The organism is Mycetohabitans rhizoxinica HKI 454, from assembly GCF_000198775.1.
GTDB lineage: Bacteria > Pseudomonadota > Gammaproteobacteria > Burkholderiales > Burkholderiaceae > Mycetohabitans > Mycetohabitans rhizoxinica.
Window position 1 is genome coordinate 1,265,993 of the sequence record NC_014722.1, and the last position, 19,858, is coordinate 1,285,850.

19 protein-coding genes are annotated in these 19,858 nt (G+C 62.0%); 10 read left to right on the top strand and 9 right to left on the bottom strand.

Translation table 11 applies throughout. The features are described from left to right. Window positions 1-142 precede the first annotated feature (142 nt). The 10 genes from RBRH_RS05955 to RBRH_RS06005 all read left to right on the top strand — a co-directional run bounded on the left by RBRH_RS05955 (window position 143) and on the right by RBRH_RS06005 (window position 10,037). Window positions 143-1,735 (top strand): ABC-F family ATPase, encoded by a 1,593-nt coding sequence (locus tag RBRH_RS05955; protein WP_013435134.1) that lies wholly within the window; start codon window positions 143-145, stop codon window positions 1,733-1,735. Further along, complete coding sequence (locus tag RBRH_RS05960; RefSeq protein WP_013435135.1) at window positions 1,732-2,760, top strand: asparaginase; 1,029 nt, start codon at window positions 1,732-1,734, stop codon at window positions 2,758-2,760. The genes RBRH_RS05955 and RBRH_RS05960 overlap by 4 nt, the downstream gene beginning before the upstream one ends. Window positions 2,761-3,125: 365 nt before the next feature. After that, complete coding sequence (locus tag RBRH_RS05970; RefSeq protein WP_013435137.1) at window positions 3,126-4,952, top strand: leucine-rich repeat domain-containing protein; 1,827 nt, start codon at window positions 3,126-3,128, stop codon at window positions 4,950-4,952. A gap of 285 nt (window positions 4,953-5,237) precedes the next feature. Then, a complete protein-coding gene (rpsF, locus tag RBRH_RS05975) occupies window positions 5,238-5,615 on the top strand; it encodes a 30S ribosomal protein S6 (protein WP_041753437.1) in 378 nt (125 codons plus the stop codon). A 45-nt stretch (window positions 5,616-5,660) separates the two neighbouring features. Further along, entirely contained in the window at window positions 5,661-5,963 is a 303-nt protein-coding gene (gene priB, locus RBRH_RS05980; protein WP_013435139.1) for a primosomal replication protein N, read from the top strand. A gap of 2 nt (window positions 5,964-5,965) precedes the next feature. Next, complete coding sequence (gene rpsR / locus RBRH_RS05985) at window positions 5,966-6,241, top strand: 30S ribosomal protein S18 (RefSeq protein ID WP_013435140.1); 276 nt, start codon at window positions 5,966-5,968, stop codon at window positions 6,239-6,241. A 26-nt stretch (window positions 6,242-6,267) separates the two neighbouring features. Continuing rightward, the gene (gene rplI, locus RBRH_RS05990) at window positions 6,268-6,720 is read left to right on the top strand and encodes a 50S ribosomal protein L9 (protein WP_013435141.1); all 453 of its coding nucleotides are present in this window, start codon (window positions 6,268-6,270) and stop codon (window positions 6,718-6,720) included. A gap of 112 nt (window positions 6,721-6,832) precedes the next feature. Beyond that, entirely contained in the window at window positions 6,833-8,221 is a 1,389-nt protein-coding gene (locus RBRH_RS05995; RefSeq protein ID WP_041753440.1) for a replicative DNA helicase, read from the top strand. Window positions 8,222-8,387: 166 nt separating this feature from the next. Then, window positions 8,388-9,014, top strand: coding sequence for a DUF47 domain-containing protein (locus RBRH_RS06000; protein ID WP_041754229.1), 627 nt, complete (start codon window positions 8,388-8,390; stop codon window positions 9,012-9,014). Window positions 9,015-9,026: 12 nt separating this feature from the next. After that, on the top strand, window positions 9,027-10,037 hold the full coding sequence (locus RBRH_RS06005) for an inorganic phosphate transporter (protein ID WP_013435144.1): 1,011 nt from the start codon (window positions 9,027-9,029) through the stop codon (window positions 10,035-10,037). Between the two features lie 191 nt (window positions 10,038-10,228). Here RBRH_RS06005 and RBRH_RS06010 read toward each other — a convergent pair whose 3' ends face one another. The 9 genes from RBRH_RS06010 to RBRH_RS06050 form a co-directional block, all read right to left on the bottom strand. Further along, window positions 10,229-11,275 (bottom strand): C40 family peptidase, encoded by a 1,047-nt coding sequence (locus RBRH_RS06010; RefSeq protein ID WP_041753442.1) that lies wholly within the window; start codon window positions 11,273-11,275, stop codon window positions 10,229-10,231. A 325-nt stretch (window positions 11,276-11,600) separates the two neighbouring features. Then, window positions 11,601-13,496 (bottom strand): PhoH family protein, encoded by a 1,896-nt coding sequence (locus RBRH_RS06015; protein ID WP_041753444.1) that lies wholly within the window; start codon window positions 13,494-13,496, stop codon window positions 11,601-11,603. Window positions 13,497-13,756: 260 nt separating this feature from the next. Beyond that, the gene (locus RBRH_RS06020; RefSeq protein ID WP_013435147.1) at window positions 13,757-14,221 is read right to left on the bottom strand and encodes a peroxiredoxin; all 465 of its coding nucleotides are present in this window, start codon (window positions 14,219-14,221) and stop codon (window positions 13,757-13,759) included. A 70-nt stretch (window positions 14,222-14,291) separates the two neighbouring features. Continuing rightward, a complete protein-coding gene (locus tag RBRH_RS06025) occupies window positions 14,292-15,188 on the bottom strand; it encodes a polysaccharide deacetylase family protein (protein ID WP_041754230.1) in 897 nt (298 codons plus the stop codon). 17 nt (window positions 15,189-15,205) lie between these two features. Continuing rightward, window positions 15,206-16,246: a bifunctional UDP-4-keto-pentose/UDP-xylose synthase gene (locus RBRH_RS06030; RefSeq protein WP_049786372.1), complete on the bottom strand. Its 1,041-nt coding sequence runs from the start codon at window positions 16,244-16,246 to the stop codon at window positions 15,206-15,208. Further along, window positions 16,243-17,199: a formyltransferase gene (locus RBRH_RS06035; protein ID WP_013435150.1), complete on the bottom strand. Its 957-nt coding sequence runs from the start codon at window positions 17,197-17,199 to the stop codon at window positions 16,243-16,245. The genes RBRH_RS06030 and RBRH_RS06035 overlap by 4 nt, the downstream gene beginning before the upstream one ends. Continuing rightward, a complete protein-coding gene (locus RBRH_RS06040; protein WP_013435151.1) occupies window positions 17,196-18,287 on the bottom strand; it encodes a glycosyltransferase in 1,092 nt (363 codons plus the stop codon). The genes RBRH_RS06035 and RBRH_RS06040 overlap by 4 nt, the downstream gene beginning before the upstream one ends. Next, window positions 18,284-19,432 carry a DegT/DnrJ/EryC1/StrS family aminotransferase gene (locus RBRH_RS06045; RefSeq protein ID WP_013435152.1) on the bottom strand — a complete coding sequence of 383 codons (1,149 nt, stop codon included), beginning with the start codon at window positions 19,430-19,432 and terminating at the stop codon, window positions 18,284-18,286. Before RBRH_RS06045 ends, RBRH_RS06040 begins: the two co-directional genes overlap by 4 nt. Before the next feature lie 39 nt (window positions 19,433-19,471). Further along, window positions 19,472-19,843: an SMR family transporter gene (locus tag RBRH_RS06050; RefSeq protein WP_041753446.1), complete on the bottom strand. Its 372-nt coding sequence runs from the start codon at window positions 19,841-19,843 to the stop codon at window positions 19,472-19,474. Window positions 19,844-19,858 lie beyond the last annotated feature (15 nt).

Sequence of the window (19,858 nt, forward strand, 5' to 3'; positions counted from 1 at the left end):
GACTGCCCAGCATGGCGATCGAGATGCTGCACTGGCCACCGCGCTGCGTGCCGGCTCGGCCGCGCGTTGGCTGGCCTCTGCCGCGAGCGCTGGGGTGGTAAAATAACAGGCTTTTCCCGAATCCCGCTTTGAGGACGTCCCCGTGCTGTCTACCGCGAACATTACGATGCAATTCGGGCCCAAGCCCTTGTTCGAAAACATCTCCGTTAAATTCGGCGAGGGCAACCGCTATGGGTTGATCGGAGCGAATGGCTGCGGCAAATCGACGTTCATGAAGATCCTCGGCGGCGACCTGGAGCCGAGTGCTGGCACGGTCATGCTCGAGCCGAACGTACGGCTGGGTAAGCTGCGGCAGGACCAGTTCGCCTACGAGGACATGCGCGTGCTCGACGTCGTAATGATGGGCCATACCGAGATGTGGCAGGCGATGAGCGAGCGCGACGCGATCTATGCGAATCCGGACGCGACCGATGACGACTACATGCGCGCCGCGGAACTCGAAGCGAAGTTCGCCGAGTACGATGGCTACACGGCTGAGGCGCGCGCCGGTGAGCTGCTGCTGGGCATCGGCATCGCGATCGAGGACCACAACGGGCCGATGAGCAACATTGCGCCGGGCTGGAAGCTGCGTGTGCTGCTGGCGCAGGCGCTGTTCTCCGACCCAGACGTGCTGCTGCTGGACGAGCCGACGAACAATTTGGACATCAATTCGATCCGCTGGCTCGAGAACGTCCTGAACGAGCGGGATTCGACGATGATCATCATCTCGCACGATCGGCACTTCTTGAACCAAGTCTGCACGCACATGGCAGACATGGACTTTGGCACGCTGAAGATCTACCCGGGCAACTACGACGATTACATGCTCGCGTCGGCGCAGGCGCGCGAGCGGCAAGCCGCCGCGAACGCGAAGGCCAAGGAGCGCATCGCGGATCTGCAGGACTTCGTGCGCCGCTTCTCTGCGAACAAGTCCAAGGCTCGCCAGGCGACGAGCCGGCTCAAGCAGATCGACAAGATCAAGATCGAGGAATTCAAGCCGTCGTCGCGGCAGAATCCATTCATCCGCTTCGAGTTCGACAAGAAGCTGCACAACATCGCAGTGCTTGCCGAGCAGATCACGAAGCAATATGACCGGACAATCTTCCAGAACCTGGACCTGTCCGTGCAGCCGGGCGAGAAGATCGCCATCGTTGGCGAGAATGGCGCCGGCAAGACCACGTTGCTGCGCGCGTTGTTCGGCAACCTGCCGCTGGATCATGGGCACGTGAAGTGGGCTGAGAACGCGAATGTCGGCTACATGCCGCAGGACACGTCCGAGGCCTTTCCGGACGACGTGACGTTGACCGAGTGGATTGACCCGTTCCGTCAGGAGGGCGACGACGAGACGATGGTGCGCGGCACGCTCGGGCGCCTGCTGTTTTCTGGTGACGACGTGAAGAAGTCCGTCAAGGTGCTCTCTGGCGGCGAAAAAGGGCGGATGCTGTGGGGCAAGCTGATGCTCGGCCGGCACAACGTGTTGCTGATGGACGAGCCGACGAACCACATGGACATGGAGTCGATCGAGTCGCTGCAGATCGCGCTCGAGAGATACGAAGGCACGCTGATCTTCGTGTCGCACGACCGTGAATTCGTCAACGGCCTGGCGGACCGAATCATCGAGGTCCGCCCGGACGGCAGGATCGTCGACTTCAGTGGCCGCTACGACGAGTTCCTTGCCAGTCAAGGGCTCGAATGAGCGTAGACGCGGCGCACTGGAGACGGCCCACTGTCGCCGTACTGGCGACCGGTGGCACGATCGCCGGCGAGACGGCCGACGCGGCCCGGACCGTCGGCTACACGGCCGGCGTGGTTGGCGTGGACCGGCTGCTGGCCGCCGTGCCGGCGCTAGGCCGCGTTGCAGCGATCCGTGCGGAGCAGGTTGCCAACATCGACAGCAAGGACATCGACGAGGCGCTATGGATCACGCTGGCGCGCCGTGTCAATGCATTGCTCGCGCAGGACGACATCGACGGACTCGTGATCGCGCATGGCACCGATACGCTGGAGGAGACGGCGTATTGGCTGCACTTGACCGTGACGAGCGCGAAACCGGTCGTGCTAACTGCGGCAATGCGGCCGTTTACCGCATTGTCGGCCGATGGCTCGCTGAACCTGCTCAATGCAGTGACGCTCGCCGCCCGTCCAGATGCGGCAGCGCGCGGCGTGCTAGTTGCGTTTGCGAACCGGATCCATAGCGCACGTGACATCACGAAGGTCAGCACGTATGCGGTCGACGCATTCGCGTCGCCGGAAAGCGGCGTACTGGGCTGGGTCCAGGATGGGCGGGTTGAATTCCAGCGGCGCGTGACGCGCGCGCATACGATTGAATCGGTGTTCAAGCTCGAGGCCATCGATACGCAGCACGCGCTGCCGGCGGTCCAGATCATCGTCAGTCATGCCGGCGCGTCGCGGGTGGTTGTCGATGCGCTGGTTGACGCCGGGGTGCGCGGCATCGTCGTCGCTGGAACCGGCAATGGTTCGATTCACGCGACGTTGCAGCAGGCACTGGCCGATGCGCGTGCGCGCGGCGTCGCGGTGGTGCGCTCGTCGCGCGTCGGCTCTGGGCACGTGATGCGCAACGGCGCTGCGCCGGATGACGCGCTGGGCCTGGTCAGCGCCGGCACGCTGAACCCGTACAAAGCACGCGTGCTGCTGATGCTCGCGCTCGCGCACGGCTGGAGCGAGCCTGCGATGCTGCAGAGCCTGTTCGACCAGTACTGATTGCTGACACGGCGCTGCGCCTATCATCGGCTGTGGCGCGCGATCCCATGTGCAAGCCTACTGATCGTCTATCGGTGCGGGCGGTGTGTGGCTGCTGTCGCTGTTGCTGCTCTACGTTCGCGTATCGATGATGATTGGCCGGCCATTGCGGTACTTTGGCGAAGGTCGGCCCGGGCATGCGCGACATGCGTTCGGGTCTGGCTTAACCGGTTCGGCCAGCACAGGCGCAATGCATGCAGCCATGCAGCTAGACGAAGCGAACCCAACGAATCGCCGGCCACGGCTGACGAATAGCCGCTCGCATCGGTGAAGCATGGGTTGCCGCTTGCGCTTCTTGCATAGCCGCCCTATCGACGGAGGCTATTGTGGTCAGTAAAATCAGTCACGTGAGCAACGCCCAAAACGCTGAAGACGGCGGCCATGCTGTTGTCTTGCCGCAGACGCGTCGCGGATCGGTCAGCGCCACCGAGCGGCCCGTTGCTTCCCTGCTCGACGGGTTGCCGCGCGCTCATGAGCCGGCCGAACGGTGCGGCGTGTTGGCGCAAAAGCCACTGCGCAATGCGCCATCAAAACCGCGCTCGTTGACTGCATTGCCAACAGAGATTTTGTATCACATCGCGAGCGTCGGCGGGCATGACGTGCTGCAGCCGTTCCAGCGGTCGAAAAATACTCGGCTGATGGCGATCGCCGACGCGATGACGCGTTCCATAACGGTTTCGAACGTGTCCGAGATGGGTACGGTGCTGAAAGACATTCAACAGCAGCGTTACCCGCGGATTAAGACGTTGAGCTTTGGCGGCGGTTGCATCGAAAAAGGTTGCGTCGGAGAATTAAAAGTTCAACAGTTGGCTGACTTGCTACGGAGTCCAGATTGTACGATCACTTCGCTGGATCTAAGTAACAATCCGATCAGTGCAAAAAGCGCGAAGTCTCTGGCGGACGCATTGTGCGATCCGAACTGCCAACTCACGTCGTTGAACCTAAACCATTGTGGCATTTCTAGGCGAGGTGCCCAACATCTCGGGCGGGCGCTGACCCACCCGAATTGCAAGTTGACGTCGCTGAGCTTGTACGCCAACCGGACCGGTGACGAAGGCGCCGCGCCGGTGATCCAAGCGTTGGCTAACGAACACTGCAAGCTGGAGTCGCTCGACCTGGGACGCAATTCGCTGCAGGAAGCCAGTGCGGAGCAACTGAGTCGTGTATTGGGCGACTCCGCTTGCAAGCTTGTGTCGCTGAACCTGAGCAGTAATCACATCAATGACGAAGGTGTCGCGCATCTGGCCCGTATGCTGTCCAACCAGCGTTGTGGCCTCACGATGCTGAGTCTACGCGACAATGGCGTCAGCGATCGTAGTATTGCGTCCCTGTGCGCGGCGCTAACCCATCCCGGCGGCAGTCTGACAGCGCTGGATTTGGGCAACAATCGCATCAGTGAAGCGGGCGCCGAGCATGTTGGACAGGCGCTCGCCAACTCACATTGCAAGCTCGCCGGGCTCAGCCTGAGACAAAACAACATCGCGGATGGCGGTGTGCGGCACATCGCACGCGCGCTGACTAATCCACATTGCAAACTGACGTCACTTGACGTCGGGTCCAATGGCATCAGTGCGCAAGGTGCGGAACACTTGGGCCGTGCGTTGGGCAACGCAGGTTGTCAACTCACGTCGCTGGATTTGCAGGGCAATCAGATCGGCGCTGACGGTACCAAGCATGTGGCCGATCCGTTGAGCCATCCCAATTGCAAGCTGGTGTCGCTGGGGCTTGGCAGCAATAACATCGGCAACGAAGGGGCCGCGCATATGGCCCGCGCGATCCGCGATGCAAATTGCAAGGTTGTGTCGCTGAATCTTGCGTTCAATGCAATCGACCACCGAGGCGTTGAGCAGGTGAGCCGGGCGCTGGCCCATCCGAATTGCAAGGTCACGTCACTGGACCTGTCTTCCAACGCTATCGGCGCGCAGGGTGTCGAACACCTGGGCGTCCCATTGGGGCTCGCGAACTGCAGGTTGAGGTCGTTGGACTTGATGGACACGGAGATCGACGACGAAGGCGCGTTACGGTTGATCGATGTACTACACAGGCGTGCCTATAGGCTTGCTTCGCTGAACATGGAAGACAACCCGATAAGCCCTGAAGTGCGAAGCCAGCTGGAATCGCTGAATCATGGTGCGCGCCGTATCGTCGTCTGAGTTTGATAGCCGGGTCCGCGCAGGTTGTTTGATGTGTGGCCTACTTCACTTGCGCGGAACGAGCCAGTGAGCGCTGCCCAACCGGGGCTGGATGGCAAGTCCCGCTGCCGGCAGGTGACCAGGCTGAATGGTCGAGGGCCGCGCCCGACTGGCGATAACCCATTGAAATTGCGCCAGAAACCCAAGCGCCGATTGCGCATGCCAGGCAGTTAGGCTAAAATCGCTCGTTTCTCGCTTGCCACACCGGTTCGACGCTCGGGTGGCTTCTATCCATAAGGAGTGTCTATGCGTCACTATGAAATCACGTTCATCGTGCATCCCGACCAGAGCGAGCAGGTGCCCGCGATGATTGAGAAGTATAAGTCGACGATCACTAGCCACGGTGGCCAGATCCACCGTATCGAAGACTGGGGCCGCCGCCAGTTGGCCTACATGATCGAAAAGCTCGCGAAGGCACACTACGTCTGCATGAACATCGAATGTGACCAGGCCACGCTCGACGAACTGGAACATGCGTTCAAGTTCAACGACGCGGTGCTGCGCCACTTGATCGTCAAGATGAAGAAGGCCGAGACCGGCCCGTCGCCGATGATGAAGGAAGTGCAGCGTGAGGAAGCGAAGAAGGCGGCTGCACAGCCTCAGGCTTCTGAAGCGCAAGCGTAACGTAGCGGGCAATATCAGGGAACAGGCGCAAGCCGTCGCGCGCGCATGTCGAACCGGTTGCAGCTCGTGGCGAGCGTCATCGAGCGTGATCCGGTGCGTTATACGCCAGCCGGCGTGCCGATCGTCAATTGCGTATTGCGGCACGAGTCGGAAGTCGTCGAGGCCGGTGTCAGTCGCCGCGTCGAGTTGACGATCCCGGCGCTGGCCGCCGGCGACATCAGCAGCAAGGTGGCGGCGTGCGGGTTGGGTGTTCACGCGCATTTCGACGGTTTTCTGGCCCGAAGACACCGTAACGCAAAAACCCTGGTATTTCACATCACAGCATTGCAGGATATAGAAAAGGACTGATCATGGCTCGTCCCACTGGTAAGAAATTCGACAAGCGTCGCCAGCAACAGAACCCGCTGTTCAAGCGCAAGAAGTTTTGCCGCTTCACGGCAGCTAGCGTCGAGTACATCGACTACAAGGATATCGAGACGCTGAAGGACTTCATTGGCGAAAACGGCAAGATCACGCCGGCGCGCCTGACTGGCACGAAGGCTCACTATCAACGCCAGCTCGACACGGCGATCAAGCGGGCGCGCTTCCTCGCGCTGCTGCCGTACACGGACCTGCACAAGGCCTAAGCGGGCGTCGATCAAGGAGAATTCGAATGCAAGTTATTTTGTTGGAAAAAGTTGTCAACCTCGGTAATCTGGGCGACATCGTCAAGGTTAAGGACGGCTACGCACGTAACTTCCTGATTCCGCAGCGCAAGGCCCGCCGTGCGACGAAGGACGCGATCGCCGAATTCGAAGTGCGTCGCGCGGAACTCGAGAAGGCAGCGGCCGACAAGCTGGCCGCTGCGCAGGCCCAGGGCGAGAAGCTGGCCGGCCTGACGCTGCAAATTACGCAGAAGTCGGGTGTCGATGGCCGTTTGTTCGGCTCGGTCACGAATCAGGACATCGCCGCCGCGCTCAAGCAGCAAGGCTTTGACGTTGAGAAGGCACAAGTGCGCCTGTCGCAAGGTCCGCTGAAGACCGTGGGTGACCATCCGGTGCAAGTGGCGCTGCACACCGACGTGGTGACGGACATCACAGTGTCGGTGCTCGGCGAGCACGCGTAAGACGGCTGCGCACCTTCGGGTGTCGCGTGCAAGCAGGATCCGGGCAACCGGTTCCTGCTTTTTTTGTGTCATGCCATTGCGCGAATGGCTGAATGACCGATAATCGGTGCCCATGAACGCTTCAAACCACGATCCGCAACTTGAGTCACTGAAGGTCCCGCCGCATTCGATCGAGGCCGAGCAGTCAGTGCTTGGCGGTTTGCTGCTCGACAACGGCGCGTGGGACCGGATTGCGGACTTCCTGGGTCACCAGGATTTCTACCGCTTTGATCACCGGCTGATCTACGAGCACATCGGCAAGCTGATTGCCACGTCGCGACCTGCTGATGTGATCACGGTGTTCGAGTCGCTGTCCACCGCGGGCAAGGCGGACGATGTCGGCGGCCTTGCCTATCTGAATGCGCTTGCGCAGAACACGCCAAGCGCGGCGAATATCCGCCGGTATGCCGAAATCGTTCGCGACCGCGCGGTGTTGCGCAAGCTGGTGACCGTTGCCGACGAGATTGCCGGTGACGCGTTCAATCCGCAGGGCAAAGAGGTCCGGCAGCTGCTCGACGAGGCCGAGGCAAAGGTCTTCTCCATCGCGGAGGAAGGTCAGCGCGGCACGCAAGGGTTCCTGGAAATCGGGCCGTTGTTGACACAAGTGGTCGAGCGGATCGACACGCTGTACCACACGGCGAATCCGAGCGATGTGACCGGCACGCCAACCGGTTTCATTGACTTGGACCGAATGACCTCCGGGATGCACGGGGGCGAATTGATCATCGTTGCTGGACGGCCATCGATGGGCAAAACCGCATTTTCGATGAACATCGGTGAGTATGTCGCGGTCGAGTACGGTTTGCCGGTCGCGGTGTTCTCGATGGAAATGCCGGGCACGCAGCTTGTGATGCGGATGCTCGGCTCGATTGGCCGGCTCGACCAACACCGGATGCGTACCGGGCGGCTGACCGACGAGGATTGGCCCAAGCTCACGCACGCGGTGCAGAAAATGAGCGAAGCGCAGATCTTTATCGACGAGACGGGCGGGCTCAATCCGATGGAATTGCGCTCTCGGGCACGGCGACTGGCGCGTCAGTGCGGCAAGCTAGGCTTGATTATCGTCGATTATCTGCAATTGATGACTGGCTCGTCGCCGGGTGAGAACCGCGCGACAGAGATTTCTGAGATTTCGCGCTCGCTCAAGAGCTTGGCCAAAGAGCTTGACGTGCCGGTTATCGCGCTGTCTCAGCTAAACCGGGGCTTGGAGCAGCGGCCGAACAAGCGTCCGGTCATGTCGGACCTGCGCGAGTCTGGCGCGATCGAGCAGGATGCGGACGTGATCCTGTTTATTTACCGCGACGAGGTTTACAACCCGGACAGCCCCGACAAGGGGACGGCCGAGATCATTATCGGTAAGCAGCGAAACGGACCGATCGGGCCCGTTCGCTTGACGTTCCTGGGACCCTATACAAAATTCGATAATTTTGCTGGCGTGTCGACGTTCTACGGCAGCGAATAGCCGGGATGTGTCTTTAACGTCGCCCATTTATGCCCGCTCGATCGCGCGCGCTACGCTTGTGCTGCGCTGTGCCGCAGCGGCACGCATATTACACATCGCGCAGGCTGGCGACGCCCAGGTACAATACTGCACTTTTGTGTCAGCGCCCATTACTTCCGAGGGATTCATGTTCGGACGCTTTATGCCTACTGAAGGCAAGTTTTTCGAAATCTTTAACGCCCACGCGAAATGCATGGTCGATGCCAGTCTCGAACTCGAGCGGTTGATCGAAGACCTGCCCAATGCGGAGGTTCACAAGCAGAACGTGCAAGCGAACGAGAAACGTGCCGACAAGCTGACGCACGAATGTATCGATTTGCTGCACAAAACCTTTATCACGCCGTTGGACCGCGACGAGGTCCATAAGCTGATCACGACGATGGACGACATCCTCGATTTGATGGAGGATGTCGCCACTGCGGTGTCGCTGTACGACGTGCGTGCGGTAACCTCCGAGGCGAACGAACTCGCGCATGTTTGCCGGCTGACGTGCGAGCGCGTGCAGACGGCGGTGGGTTTGTTGCACGACATGAAACGCGCCAGTGCGATCCTGAAGGCCTGTGAGGAGATCGATCGTTACGAATCCGATGCGGATCGCCTGCTGCGCTCGGCGATGTCCAAGCTGTTTCGCGAGGAGGACGACGTCAAGACGCTGATTAAGCTGAAAGCGATTTTCGAGTTGCTCGAAGCCGTGACGGATAAGTGCGAGGATGTCGCGAACATCATCGAAGGCATCGTGCTCGAGAACGCATAGATAGGGCAGCTGATGCATTCGATCCAACTTGCTCTATGGGCGGTCGCGCTGCTGGTTGCCGTCGCGCTGGTATTCGATTTCATGAACGGTTTCCACGACGCGGCAAACTCGATCGCGACCGTGGTATCGACCGGTGTGCTCAAGCCGCACCAGGCCGTGGCATTCGCCGCCGGCTTCAACGTCGTCGCGTATTTCATTTTTCATCTGAAGGTGGCGGCCACGGTCGGCAAAGGCACAATCGACCCCGGCATCATCGATCACTACGTGGTGTTCGGCGCGCTAGTAGGGGCGATTGGCTGGAACATCGTGACTTGGTACTACGGGATCCCGTCGAGTTCGTCGCATGCGCTGATCGGCGGTTTGGTCGGCTCGGCGCTGGCCAAGTCGGGGTGGGGCGCGCTGAACGTGGATGGACTGGTAAAGACGATCGCCTTCATTTTTGTGTCGCCGTTGCTCGGCTTCGTGCTCGGGTCGCTGTTCATGCTGCTCGTGTCATGGTTTTTCTTCCGCACGCCGCCAAGCCGCGTTGACCGGCATTTCCGTCGGCTTCAACTCGTGTCCGCGTCGCTGTACAGCCTGGGGCACGGAGGCAACGACGCGCAGAAGACGATCGGCATCATTTGGATGTTGCTGATTGCGACCGGCTATGCGTCGGTGAGCGCCGACGCGCCGCCGACCTGGGTGATTGCCGGTTGCTACGTGTCGATGGGCCTGGGCACGTTGTTCGGCGGCTGGCGGATCGTGCGCACGATGGGGCAGCGCATCACGCGGCTCAAGCCGGTCGGTGGCTTCTGTGCGGAGACCGGTGGTGCGATTACGCTATTCATGGCGTCGTGGCTCGGTATTCCGGTCTCGACGACGCATACAATCACCGGCGCAATCGTCGGCGTCGGGGCGACGCAGAAATTGTCGGCCGTGCGCTGGGGTGTCGCCGGCAATATCGTCTGGGCCTGGATTCTGACGATTCCGGCATCCGCCGCGCTGTCTGCTGCCGGCTGGTGGCTCGGTCAGCGGCTGCTGTAGGCGCACTCGGATCACTGCCGCGCTGCGGCCGTCCATCGGGATGATCACACCGTTCACGTAATTGGGGCGCGCACTGGCCAAGAGCAGCGCAACGTCGGTGATTTCGTCCTGCTTCGTGTCGCGGCCCAGCCCAGTCCAGTACGAGCCGCGGCTGGTTGCTCGCGAGTCGTGCTGATCGGGTGGCCTGGCACTCAGAAATTGTCGTGGGCGAAACGGGCGATGGGATCATTGGCCGCGGCCGCCTGCGCTGGCGTGGCCATCGGCGTATCGGCCCCGTAGTCCTGGCTGCCCGCAGCCGGCGCGGCGCTCGCTGTCGTGGCGGCAGGATCGGGGGCGGCCGACATGACCGGCGCGGCGGTCCATGAAGCCGCTTGGCTGCGCGTGGTCGCAGCGGTCGGCGGGAACTGCTCAAACGCATCGAACAACGTATCGCCGGCGGCCGCCATCGCGCCGATCGGGTCTGGCTCGACGGCACCGACGCCGCGCGCCTGCGCGCGTGCAATGGATACCGACGGTGGCGTCGACGCGAACGCATCCCAGCCGCTCACGGCTTCGCCAGCGGCATAAGCCATCCCGTGCCGCGTACTCGCAGCAGCAGGCGCCACCCGGCTGGGCATCGCGCCGCGCGTGCCGGCCGGCGGTGTCGGTGGCGCTGAGGCCGCTAGCAGCGTCGGTGCGTCAAACGGCCCCTTTGGCGCGTTGCGCACCGGGGCGACACGGCGAATGCCGTCGAATCGCTTCGCCCAGTACGGGTTCGTCATGTAGTCGATGCGTACCGTGCCACCGGTTGACGGCGCGTTGACGAAGCGCATGTTGCCCACGTAGATGCCGACGTGCGAATGCGGCCGGCCGGACGTGTTGAAGAAGACCAGGTCGCCGGGCGCGATTTCGTTCGGCTGGATCGGTCGCCCGCGTCGGCTCATTTCAACCGTGGTTCGCGGCAGCTCGATCGCCACCGAGCGTGCTAGCACGTAGCGTACGAGTCCACTGCAGTCGAAACCGCTGCTTGGCGTGTTGCCTCCCCAACGATAGCGCACGCCGACTAGGCTCATTGCCTGGATTGACACTTCCTCCTGGCCGACACTGTGATCCACGAAGCCGAGCCCAGACGATGGGCGCGTGCGGTAGCCGCCCGCCGGCGCTGCATCCCCGCGCGTGACGGGCGGCTGCACGCTGGAGCAAGCGGCAAGCAGTACAGCGATGGAACAGGGCGCGAGTGCAATCCAGGGGAGGCGCATGAAAAAGCGGGCGGGCGACCAGGCGCCTGCCTTCCGGCGGGGCAATGTCCGAATCATAGCCGCCGCACCGGGCTCTGGCCAATACACTTAAGAAAGAACTTTAAGTTTCCGGGGAATCACGTCGCCTGGATAGCACATGTTTCGTGTCGGCAGCTGGCGTGGCATCCCGAAAAAAAAGCGCCGGATCATTAGATCCGACGCTGGAAGCTGATGTTGGCTGGCGGTGGGGATCGCCGCGCTGTTCGCTATAGCACCACAGCACCACAGCACTACAGCACTACAGCACTACAGCACTACAGCACTACAGCACTACAGCACTACAGCACTACAGCACGTCCGAGGCATAGTCTGCCAAGCGCGACCGTTCGCCACGCGCCAGCGTGACGTGGCCGCCGTGGGTCCACCCCTTGAAGCGATCAACCACATAGGTCAGTCCCGAACTGCCTTCTGTCAAGTACGGCGTGTCGATTTGCGCGATGTTACCCAGGCAAATCATCTTCGTACCGGGGCCGGCCCGTGTGACCAACGTCTTCATTTGTTTCGGCGTCAGATTTTGCGCTTCATCGATGATCACGTATTTATCGACGAAGGTGCGTCCGCGCATAAAGTTCATGCTCTTGACCTTGAGCCGCGAACGGATCAATTCCTGCGTGGCGGCGCGCCCCCATTCACCGGCCGTGTCGTCGGTTTTTTGCAACACTTCGAGGTTGTCGTCGAACGCGCCCATCCATGGTTGCATCTTTTCCTCTTCGGTGCCGGGCAGAAACCCGATGTCCTCGCCTACCGGCACGGTCGCGCGTGTGACGATGATCTCGTTGTAGCGCTTGTCATCGAGCACCTGCGCCAGGCCTGCGGCCAATGCCATCAACGTCTTGCCGGTGCCGGCCTGGCCGAGCAGCGTGACGAAATCAACCTCCGGGTTCATCAGCAGGTTCAGCGCAAAGTTTTGCTCGCGGTTGCGCGCCGTGATGCCCCATACGTTGTTCTTGTGGTGTCCGTAGTCGCGCAGCGTCTGCAACAACGCTGTCCTGCCGTTGATTTCGCGCACCACCGCGTGAAAGGCTGGCTCGCCGTTTTGAGGCTCGAGATAGACGAACTCATTGACCAGCAGCGACGCACACAGCGGCCCGGTGACCCGATAGTACGTGGTGCCGCTCTTGGTGTCCTGCCAGCTCTCCATGCCCTTGCCGTGCCGCGTCCAGAAATCTTGCGGCAGCGCGCGCACGCCAGAGTAGAGCAGGTCCTTGTCCTCGAGGACCTGGTCATTGAAATAGTCCTCGGCCGGCAAGCCGAGTGCATGCGCCTTAATACGCATGTTGATGTCCTTGGACACCAGCACGACTTGCCGCTCCGGCATCTGCGCCTGCAGCGCCCGCACAACGCCCAGAATCTGGTTATCCGCTTTGCCTTGCGGGAGCCCGACCACCGGTTCAATATCGGTGAGTTCGGTTTGGAAGAATAGGCGCCCGGCCGCTTCTCGGTTGCCCAACTGCGACAGCGCGATGCCGGTGATCATCGCGCTGCCGGCGTCGGCCACCAGCGCGTCCAGCGTGCGGCTGACCTGCCGCGCATTGCGCGCGACCTCCGACATCCCTTTCTTATGGTTGTCGAGTTCCTCGAGCGTGATCATTGGCAGGTAGACATCGTGTTCCTCGAAGCGGAACACGCAACTCGGATCGTGCATCAGCACGTTTGTGTCGAGTACGAAAAGCTTGCGCGTCGTGTCGGCGGCGCGCGTACTAGCCCGTCGCCGCGTGCCGCGTGTGCTCGGCGCGATGGAAAGCGTGGGCGGTGTGGCGCGTGCCGGCGTGGGCGTCTCGCGCAATGCGACGGGCGCCGGCGCGGCCGCGTCACGGGCCACCTCGGCCGAGACTGAGTTGGGGGCGGCCGTCTCGGGGACGGGGCGTGATGGCTGAAGCAGCGCTGCGGTCTGCTTCGACTTGCGCTTGCGCGCGGTGGGCGCCTCGCGTACCACCTCCTCATCCGGCAACGCTGCGCGCAATGCCGCATTATCTGCTTCAAGCGATGTCAGCGCCGGCAGGGGCTCGCTCACCGCGGCGCCGAACGCGACACCGTCGTCCTGGCTTGCGTAAGCGTCGTCATGGTCGTGCCCGGTGGCAGGCGAGCGCTTGCGCGCGCCCTTGGCCGTCTTCACCTTGGCCTTGTATTCGTCGGGTGAAAGCAGGTTTCCGAGTTTGCTCGGCGCGGTAGGCAAAGGCATGGTTTCCTCTGACGGAATCAGTTCAACGATGCACGCCGCTTGAGCGCCGATACAGCGGCGCCCTCTGCGACGTGCGCGAGTGTCAGTCACATGTAATGGGTGCCGGTTCGCCTAGGTCGGTGCGGCTCCAATAAAAAAAGCCGCACCCCCTTGGACGGGGAGCACGGCGGTAAGGTAGGGAGTCAGCCTTCATTGCGGCCCACTATAACCTGCGTCAAACGCTCACGTCAAAGGGCACATGTGGCGCTGCGTCAACTGCGTCACAGGGCTTGCACGGCGGCCAGCACCTCGTCGACATGGTTGGGCACCTTCACGCCGCGCCACTCGCGGCGCAGTACATGCTGCGCATCGAGCAGGAAAGTCGAGCGCTCGATGCCACGTACCTGCTTACCGTACATCTTTTTCATTTTGACGACATCGAATAGCTGGCACACCCTCTCGTCGGCGTCGGACACTAGCACGAACGGCAATTCGAGCTTGCGCTGGAAGTTCTCGTGCGAGCGTACACTGTCGCGCGAGATGCCGACGATCTCGGCACCCGCCTGCTTGAAGGCCGGGTACGCATCACGGAACGCCAGGCTCTCGGTGGTGCAGCCCGGTGTGTTGTCCTTCGGATAGAAATAGAGAACGACCTTGTTGCCCTTCAGCGCAGACAGCGTAAATTCGCCACCCGTCGCTAAAGCGCTGAAATCGGGAACGGCGTGGTCGATCGCAATGCTCGGCACGGATTTCTCCTGTTGTTATGACCAGCGGCAGCGAGCAGGACCGATGCGGACCGACGCTCGCGCCATTGCTTCAGTCGGGCTGAATGATTAGCTCGCCGGCGCGGCCTGGTACCTCGCCCCATGCAACAGGGTACGATGGCAGCGAGTCCAGGTCCAGCGTGGCGTAATAGTCGGCCATCGACACCAATGTATGCCCCTGCACGCGCCAGCCCGCCAGCAGGCGTTCGAGCACGGGGGCGAGCTTCTGTCCTTCCAGTTCTGCGTGCAGTGTGAATACGTGGTCAACGCCGTCGTGCCGCGTCAGCGACAACAGGTAATCGGCGACGTTGTCCACGCTCAACCCATCCAGTCCGAGCACTTCGTCCAATGTCGGCAGCGTGGTTGGCAGCTGCACATGGGCAAGCGGCATGCCGTTTACCGTCGGCCGATACGGGCCATGGCCGCGCCCGTCGGACGCGTACCGGATGCCCCATGCGTCGAGTTGATGAAATGCATGGTCGTTCATCTGCCAGCCTGCTGCGCCATGGGTACGCGGCGCCTCGCCGAATACCTCGACGAAGCGCGCGTGGCTTTTCGCCATTTGTGCGATCGTCCATGCGCGCTCACGCGTGCGCACGTTGTCCTGCCAATACACGTGGTCCCATGTATGAATGCCCACCTCGAAGCCGGCATCGCGCGTGGCACGCATCTGCGCCGCCGCACGCGCGCCGATGTCCGGGCCGGGCAGCAGCACGCCGTAGGCGAGCGTCTTGAGGCCATAGTGTTCGAGCACCGACGTGCGCGACACCTTGCGCAGGAACCCTGGTCGGAATACCCGGCGCAATGCCCAACCGGTGTGGTCGGGGCCTAGGCTGAATAGAAACGTGGCGCCGGCGCCAGCGTGCCGGAGCATCCGCACGAGGTTCGGCACGCCTTCACGGGTGCCGCGCAGCGTGTCGACGTCGATTTTCAGTACGATACGGGCCACTGCCGTCACTCGCGCCGTTAGTCGACCAGCGCGCGGGCTTCGGCGACCTGCGAGCGGTAGGCCTCGAAGATCTTGCGCAGTGCGTCGTCCATCGACAGCGTCGGTGCCCAGGCCAGATCCTGCTTCGTATTGTCGATTTTCGGCACGCGGTTCTGCACGTCCTGGTAACCGGTGCCGTAGTAGGCGCTCGACGAGGTTTCCACCAGCTTCACCTGTTGTGCAGACTGCGCATACTCAGGGTAATCTGCCGCCAGCGCCAGCATCTTGTTGGCCAGCTCGCGCACCGAGAAATTGTTGTGCGGATTGCCGATGTTGTAGATTTTCCCAGTCGCAATGCCGGCCGGGTTCTCGATGATCCGCATCAGCGCCGAGATGCCGTCGTCGATGTCGGTGAACGCGCGTTTTTGTGCGCCGCCGTCCACCAGGCTGATGTTCTCGCCCCGCACGATATGGCCGAGGAACTGCGTGACCACGCGCGATGATCCCTCCTTCGGCGTGTGAATCGTGTCCAGCCCCGGGCCGATCCAGTTGAACGGGCGAAACAGCGTGAAATTCAGGCCCTCCATGCCGTAGCCCCAGATTACGCGGTCCATCAACTGCTTCGAGCATGCGTAGATCCAGCGCGGTTTGTTGATTGGGCCGTAGATCAGCGGCGAGGCTTCCGGGTCGAACTCGCCATCGGTGCACATGCCGTATACCTCGGAAGTGGACGGAAAGACCAGATGCTTGCCGTATTTGACCGCTGAGCGCACAATCGGCACATTGGCCTCAAAATCAAGCTCGAACACGCGCAGCGGCTGCTTCACATAGGTGGCTGGTGTGGCGATCGCGACCAGCGGCAGAATCGCGTCACACTTACGGACATGATACTCGACCCATTCCTTGTTGATCGTGATGTCGCCTTCGAAGAAGTGCATTCGCGGATGCTGCGTCAGACCACCCAGACGATCCTTGTGCATGTCCATCCCATAGACTTCCCAATCGGTGGTCTCGAGGATGCGCTTAGACAGGTGATGGCCGATGAAGCCGTTGACGCCGAGGATCAGGACTTTTTTCATGAATGCGATGAGGATTGAGTAAGGCGCAGGAACGTTGCCGCGTCGATTACGCGCTCGTCGTGCGTGGGATCGCAAGCGTTGCGGCCGACATGGCGCAGTTCGCGGATCGCCAGCGCGCGGCCGTCGCCGCACACGCCAAATAGCGCATTATCGCAAACCTGCAAGCCTGGCGGCAATTTCGCGGCGACGGCCGCGCCGTGACGCGCGAGCCGGGCCGCGGCGACGATGAAGCGCTCGCCGCCGACGTCGGTGAACGCGCCCGGATACGGTGGCGCAACCGCGCGCACCAGGTTGTAGACCTGCTGTGCGGGTAGGCACCAGTCGATGCGGCCATCCTCGGGCCGGCGCCCACCAAAATAGCTACCCGCGGCCAGATCGTTCGGCAGCCGCGGTGCGTTGCCAGCCAGCAGTGCCGGCAGCACCTGCCATAGCGTCTGCTCGGCGGCCACGGTCACCTTATCGAACACCTGGCTCGCAGTATCGTCCGGCAGGATCGGCACTGGCGTTTGCGCGACGATCGCGCCGGCGTCCGGCTTGGCCGTCATCTCGTGCAGCGTGGCGCCCGTCTCAGTCTCGCCGTTGAGCACGGCCCAGTTGGTCGGCACGCGGCCACGGTACTTCGGTAGCAGCGAGCCGTGCAGGTTGAAGGCGCCGCGCGGTGCCAGCGCGAGCAGGCCAGCCGGTAGCATGTGTCGGTAATAGAAAGAGAACAGGAAATCCGGCTGCACCGCGCGCACGGCCTCGGCCAACTCTGGCGCGCGCGGATCGGCGGGCGTAATCGCCGGCAGTCCGTAGTCGGCCGCGACCGCCGCCACGCTTTCGAACCAGATGCGCTCTTGCGGATTGTCTTGATGCGTGACGACGAGCGCGACGTCTACGCCGCGCGCGAGTAGCACGCGCAGGCAGCGCGCGCCGACATTGTGATATGCGAAGACGACGGCGCGCGCGTTCATCGGTTGCGCTCCATCACGCCGTCCGCGTTGCGCTTCGCCTTGCCGTCTGCGTTGCGCTCCACCATGTCATCTGCGTGCTCGCCGCGCGCAACGCGCGGCGTCGGGGAAACCGGTGTGCGGCTGGTGCTGGTCGCATGCCTGGGTGCATCGCTGTCGCGCTGTTGCAGTACCGCTTGCACCAGATAGCGTGGCCGCGCGCGCACTTGCTCGTAGATTCGGCCAATGTATTCACCGAGCAGGCCGAGCGCGAAAATGATCACGCCGAGCAGGAAGAACGTAATCGCGAACAACGTGAACACGCCCTGAACTTCCGCGCCAATGATAAAGCGCCGCACCAGCAGCAGTATGAACAGCGCCGCGGAGCCGCTGGACAGAATTACGCCGACGAACGACAGCCATTGCAGCGGCACCACCGAGAAGCCGGTGACCAGATCGAAGTTCAACCGGATCAGGCTGTACAGCGAGTACTTCGATTCGCCGGCGAAACGCTCTTCGTGCGAGACCTCGATCTCGACCGGGTTTTGCGCGAACGTATAGGCGAGCGCTGGGATGAACGTGTTGATTTCGCCGCACAGGTTGATCGTGTCGATGATGCGGCGGCTGTATGCGCGCAGCATGCATCCTTGGTCGGCCATCCGGATCCGCGTGATGCGCTCGCGCAACCGGTTCATCGCGGCCGACGCCTTGCGGCGGAATAAGCTGTCGCGCCGCTGTAGCCGGATCGTGCCAACGTAGTCGTGGCCCTCGCGCATCTTCGCCACCAGCTTGCCGATTTCCTCCGGTGGATTCTGCAAATCCGCATCGAGCGTGACCACGATGTCGCCGCGTGTCTGCTCGAACCCGGCGAGGATGGCCATATGCTGCCCGTAGTTACCGTTAAGCAGCACAACACGGGTGGCGTCTGGGCGTGCGTGATACTGCTCGGCCAGCATCGCGGCCGAGCGATCACGACTGCCATCGTTGATGAAAATCACTTCGTAGGTCAAGTCCAGCGCGTCCAGCGCCGAATAGAGCCGCGCAAATAGGGCGGCCAGGCCCGCTTCCTCGTTGTAGACGGGGATCACGACGGACAGTTCAGGCGTATTCATTGTTGGTGACGGTGAATAATCTCATTGACGGCTTGCACGACGCGCGACACGTCAGCCATCGTCATTTGCGGAAACAGCGGCAGCGTGACGATTGCCCGCCCAACGCGCTCCGCGTGTGGGAACATGCCCGGGCCGAAGCCCCGTTCCCGGTACAGCTTGAACAGATGGATTGGCGGATAGTGCACGCCGGTGCCGATGCCGCGCTCTTTCATCTGCGCCATGAAGTCGGCGCGCTGGATCGCGAGCCGCTCCAGCGGCAGCACAATCTGAAACATGTGCCAGTTCGAGTTTGTGAAGTCCGCGGGCGGCAACTCGACGCCGGCGGCCACAGCCGCGCCGCCGGCGAAATGCTCGAAATAGGCGCGTGCCAGCGCGCGGCGCTGCGCGGTGATTTCGTCCAGGCGGGCCAGCGAGCCCAACCCAACGCGCGCGGCGACGTCAGTCAGATTGTACTTACCGCCGAGCACGTCGCATTCCATTCCGTCAAAGCCGGTGCGCGTGATGCCCTGCAGCCGGTACTTTTCGGCGAGCCGCGCTTCGTCGTCGTTGTTCAGCACCAGCGCCCCTCCCTCGATGGAGGTGATGTTCTTGTTCGCATGGAAGCTGAACGACACGAAGTCACCGCACGTGCCGACGCGCCGGCCGTTCCAGCTCGAGCCGAGCGCCTGTGCGGCGTCCTCAATCACACGCAATTGGTGCGCGCGCGCGATCGCATGGAGCTGTTCCAGGTCCATGGGCACCCCGGCCAAATACACTGGGATAATCGCGCGCGTGCGCGGCGTGATGGCGGCCTCGAGCTTGTCCAGGTCCAGGTTGCGGGTGACTGGATCGATGTCGACGAACACCGGGGTCGCCCCCACCTCACAAATCACGTTGCTGGTGGACACCCATGACAGCGGCGTGGTGATGACTTCGTCGCCGGGCCCAATGCCGGCGATGCGCAGCGCGATTTCCATCGTGCAGGTGCCCGAATTAAATGTTCGCACCGGCCGGCCGCAGTAATTGGACAGTGCTGCTTCGAAACGGGCGTTTTGCGGGCCGGTCGTAATCCAGCCGCTGCGCAGCACCTCGACGACGCCGGCAATCGTTTCCTCATCGACGTGCGGCCGCACGAACGGCAAAAAGGGCAAGGAGGTTTCACTCATGGTTTGTCTGATCCGGTTCTCTCGGCAGGCTGGGTGGGCTCAACTGCGCGCTAGTACGATCACGCCGAGCAAAATGATACCGATGCCCACGAGGCGCTGTATCGAAATGACCTCGCCGAACAGGTACCAGGCCGCTATCGCATTGACCGCATAGCCGAGCGACAACATTGGGTAGGCGATCGACACGTCCACGCGCGACAGCCCGAGGATCCAGACGACGACGCTGACGACATAGCATGCCAACCCGCCGATGATCGGCCACTGCGTGGCCAGCCGCACGCTGATCGGCACGATGTTCGCCGCCGAGAATTCAAAATGGCCGACCGCATTCACACCGGCCTTGAGCAGCAACTGCGCGCACGTGTTGAGCAGCACGCCGGAAAGAATGCACGTAAGGGAAATCGGATTCATCTTTAGGCTCGGCTT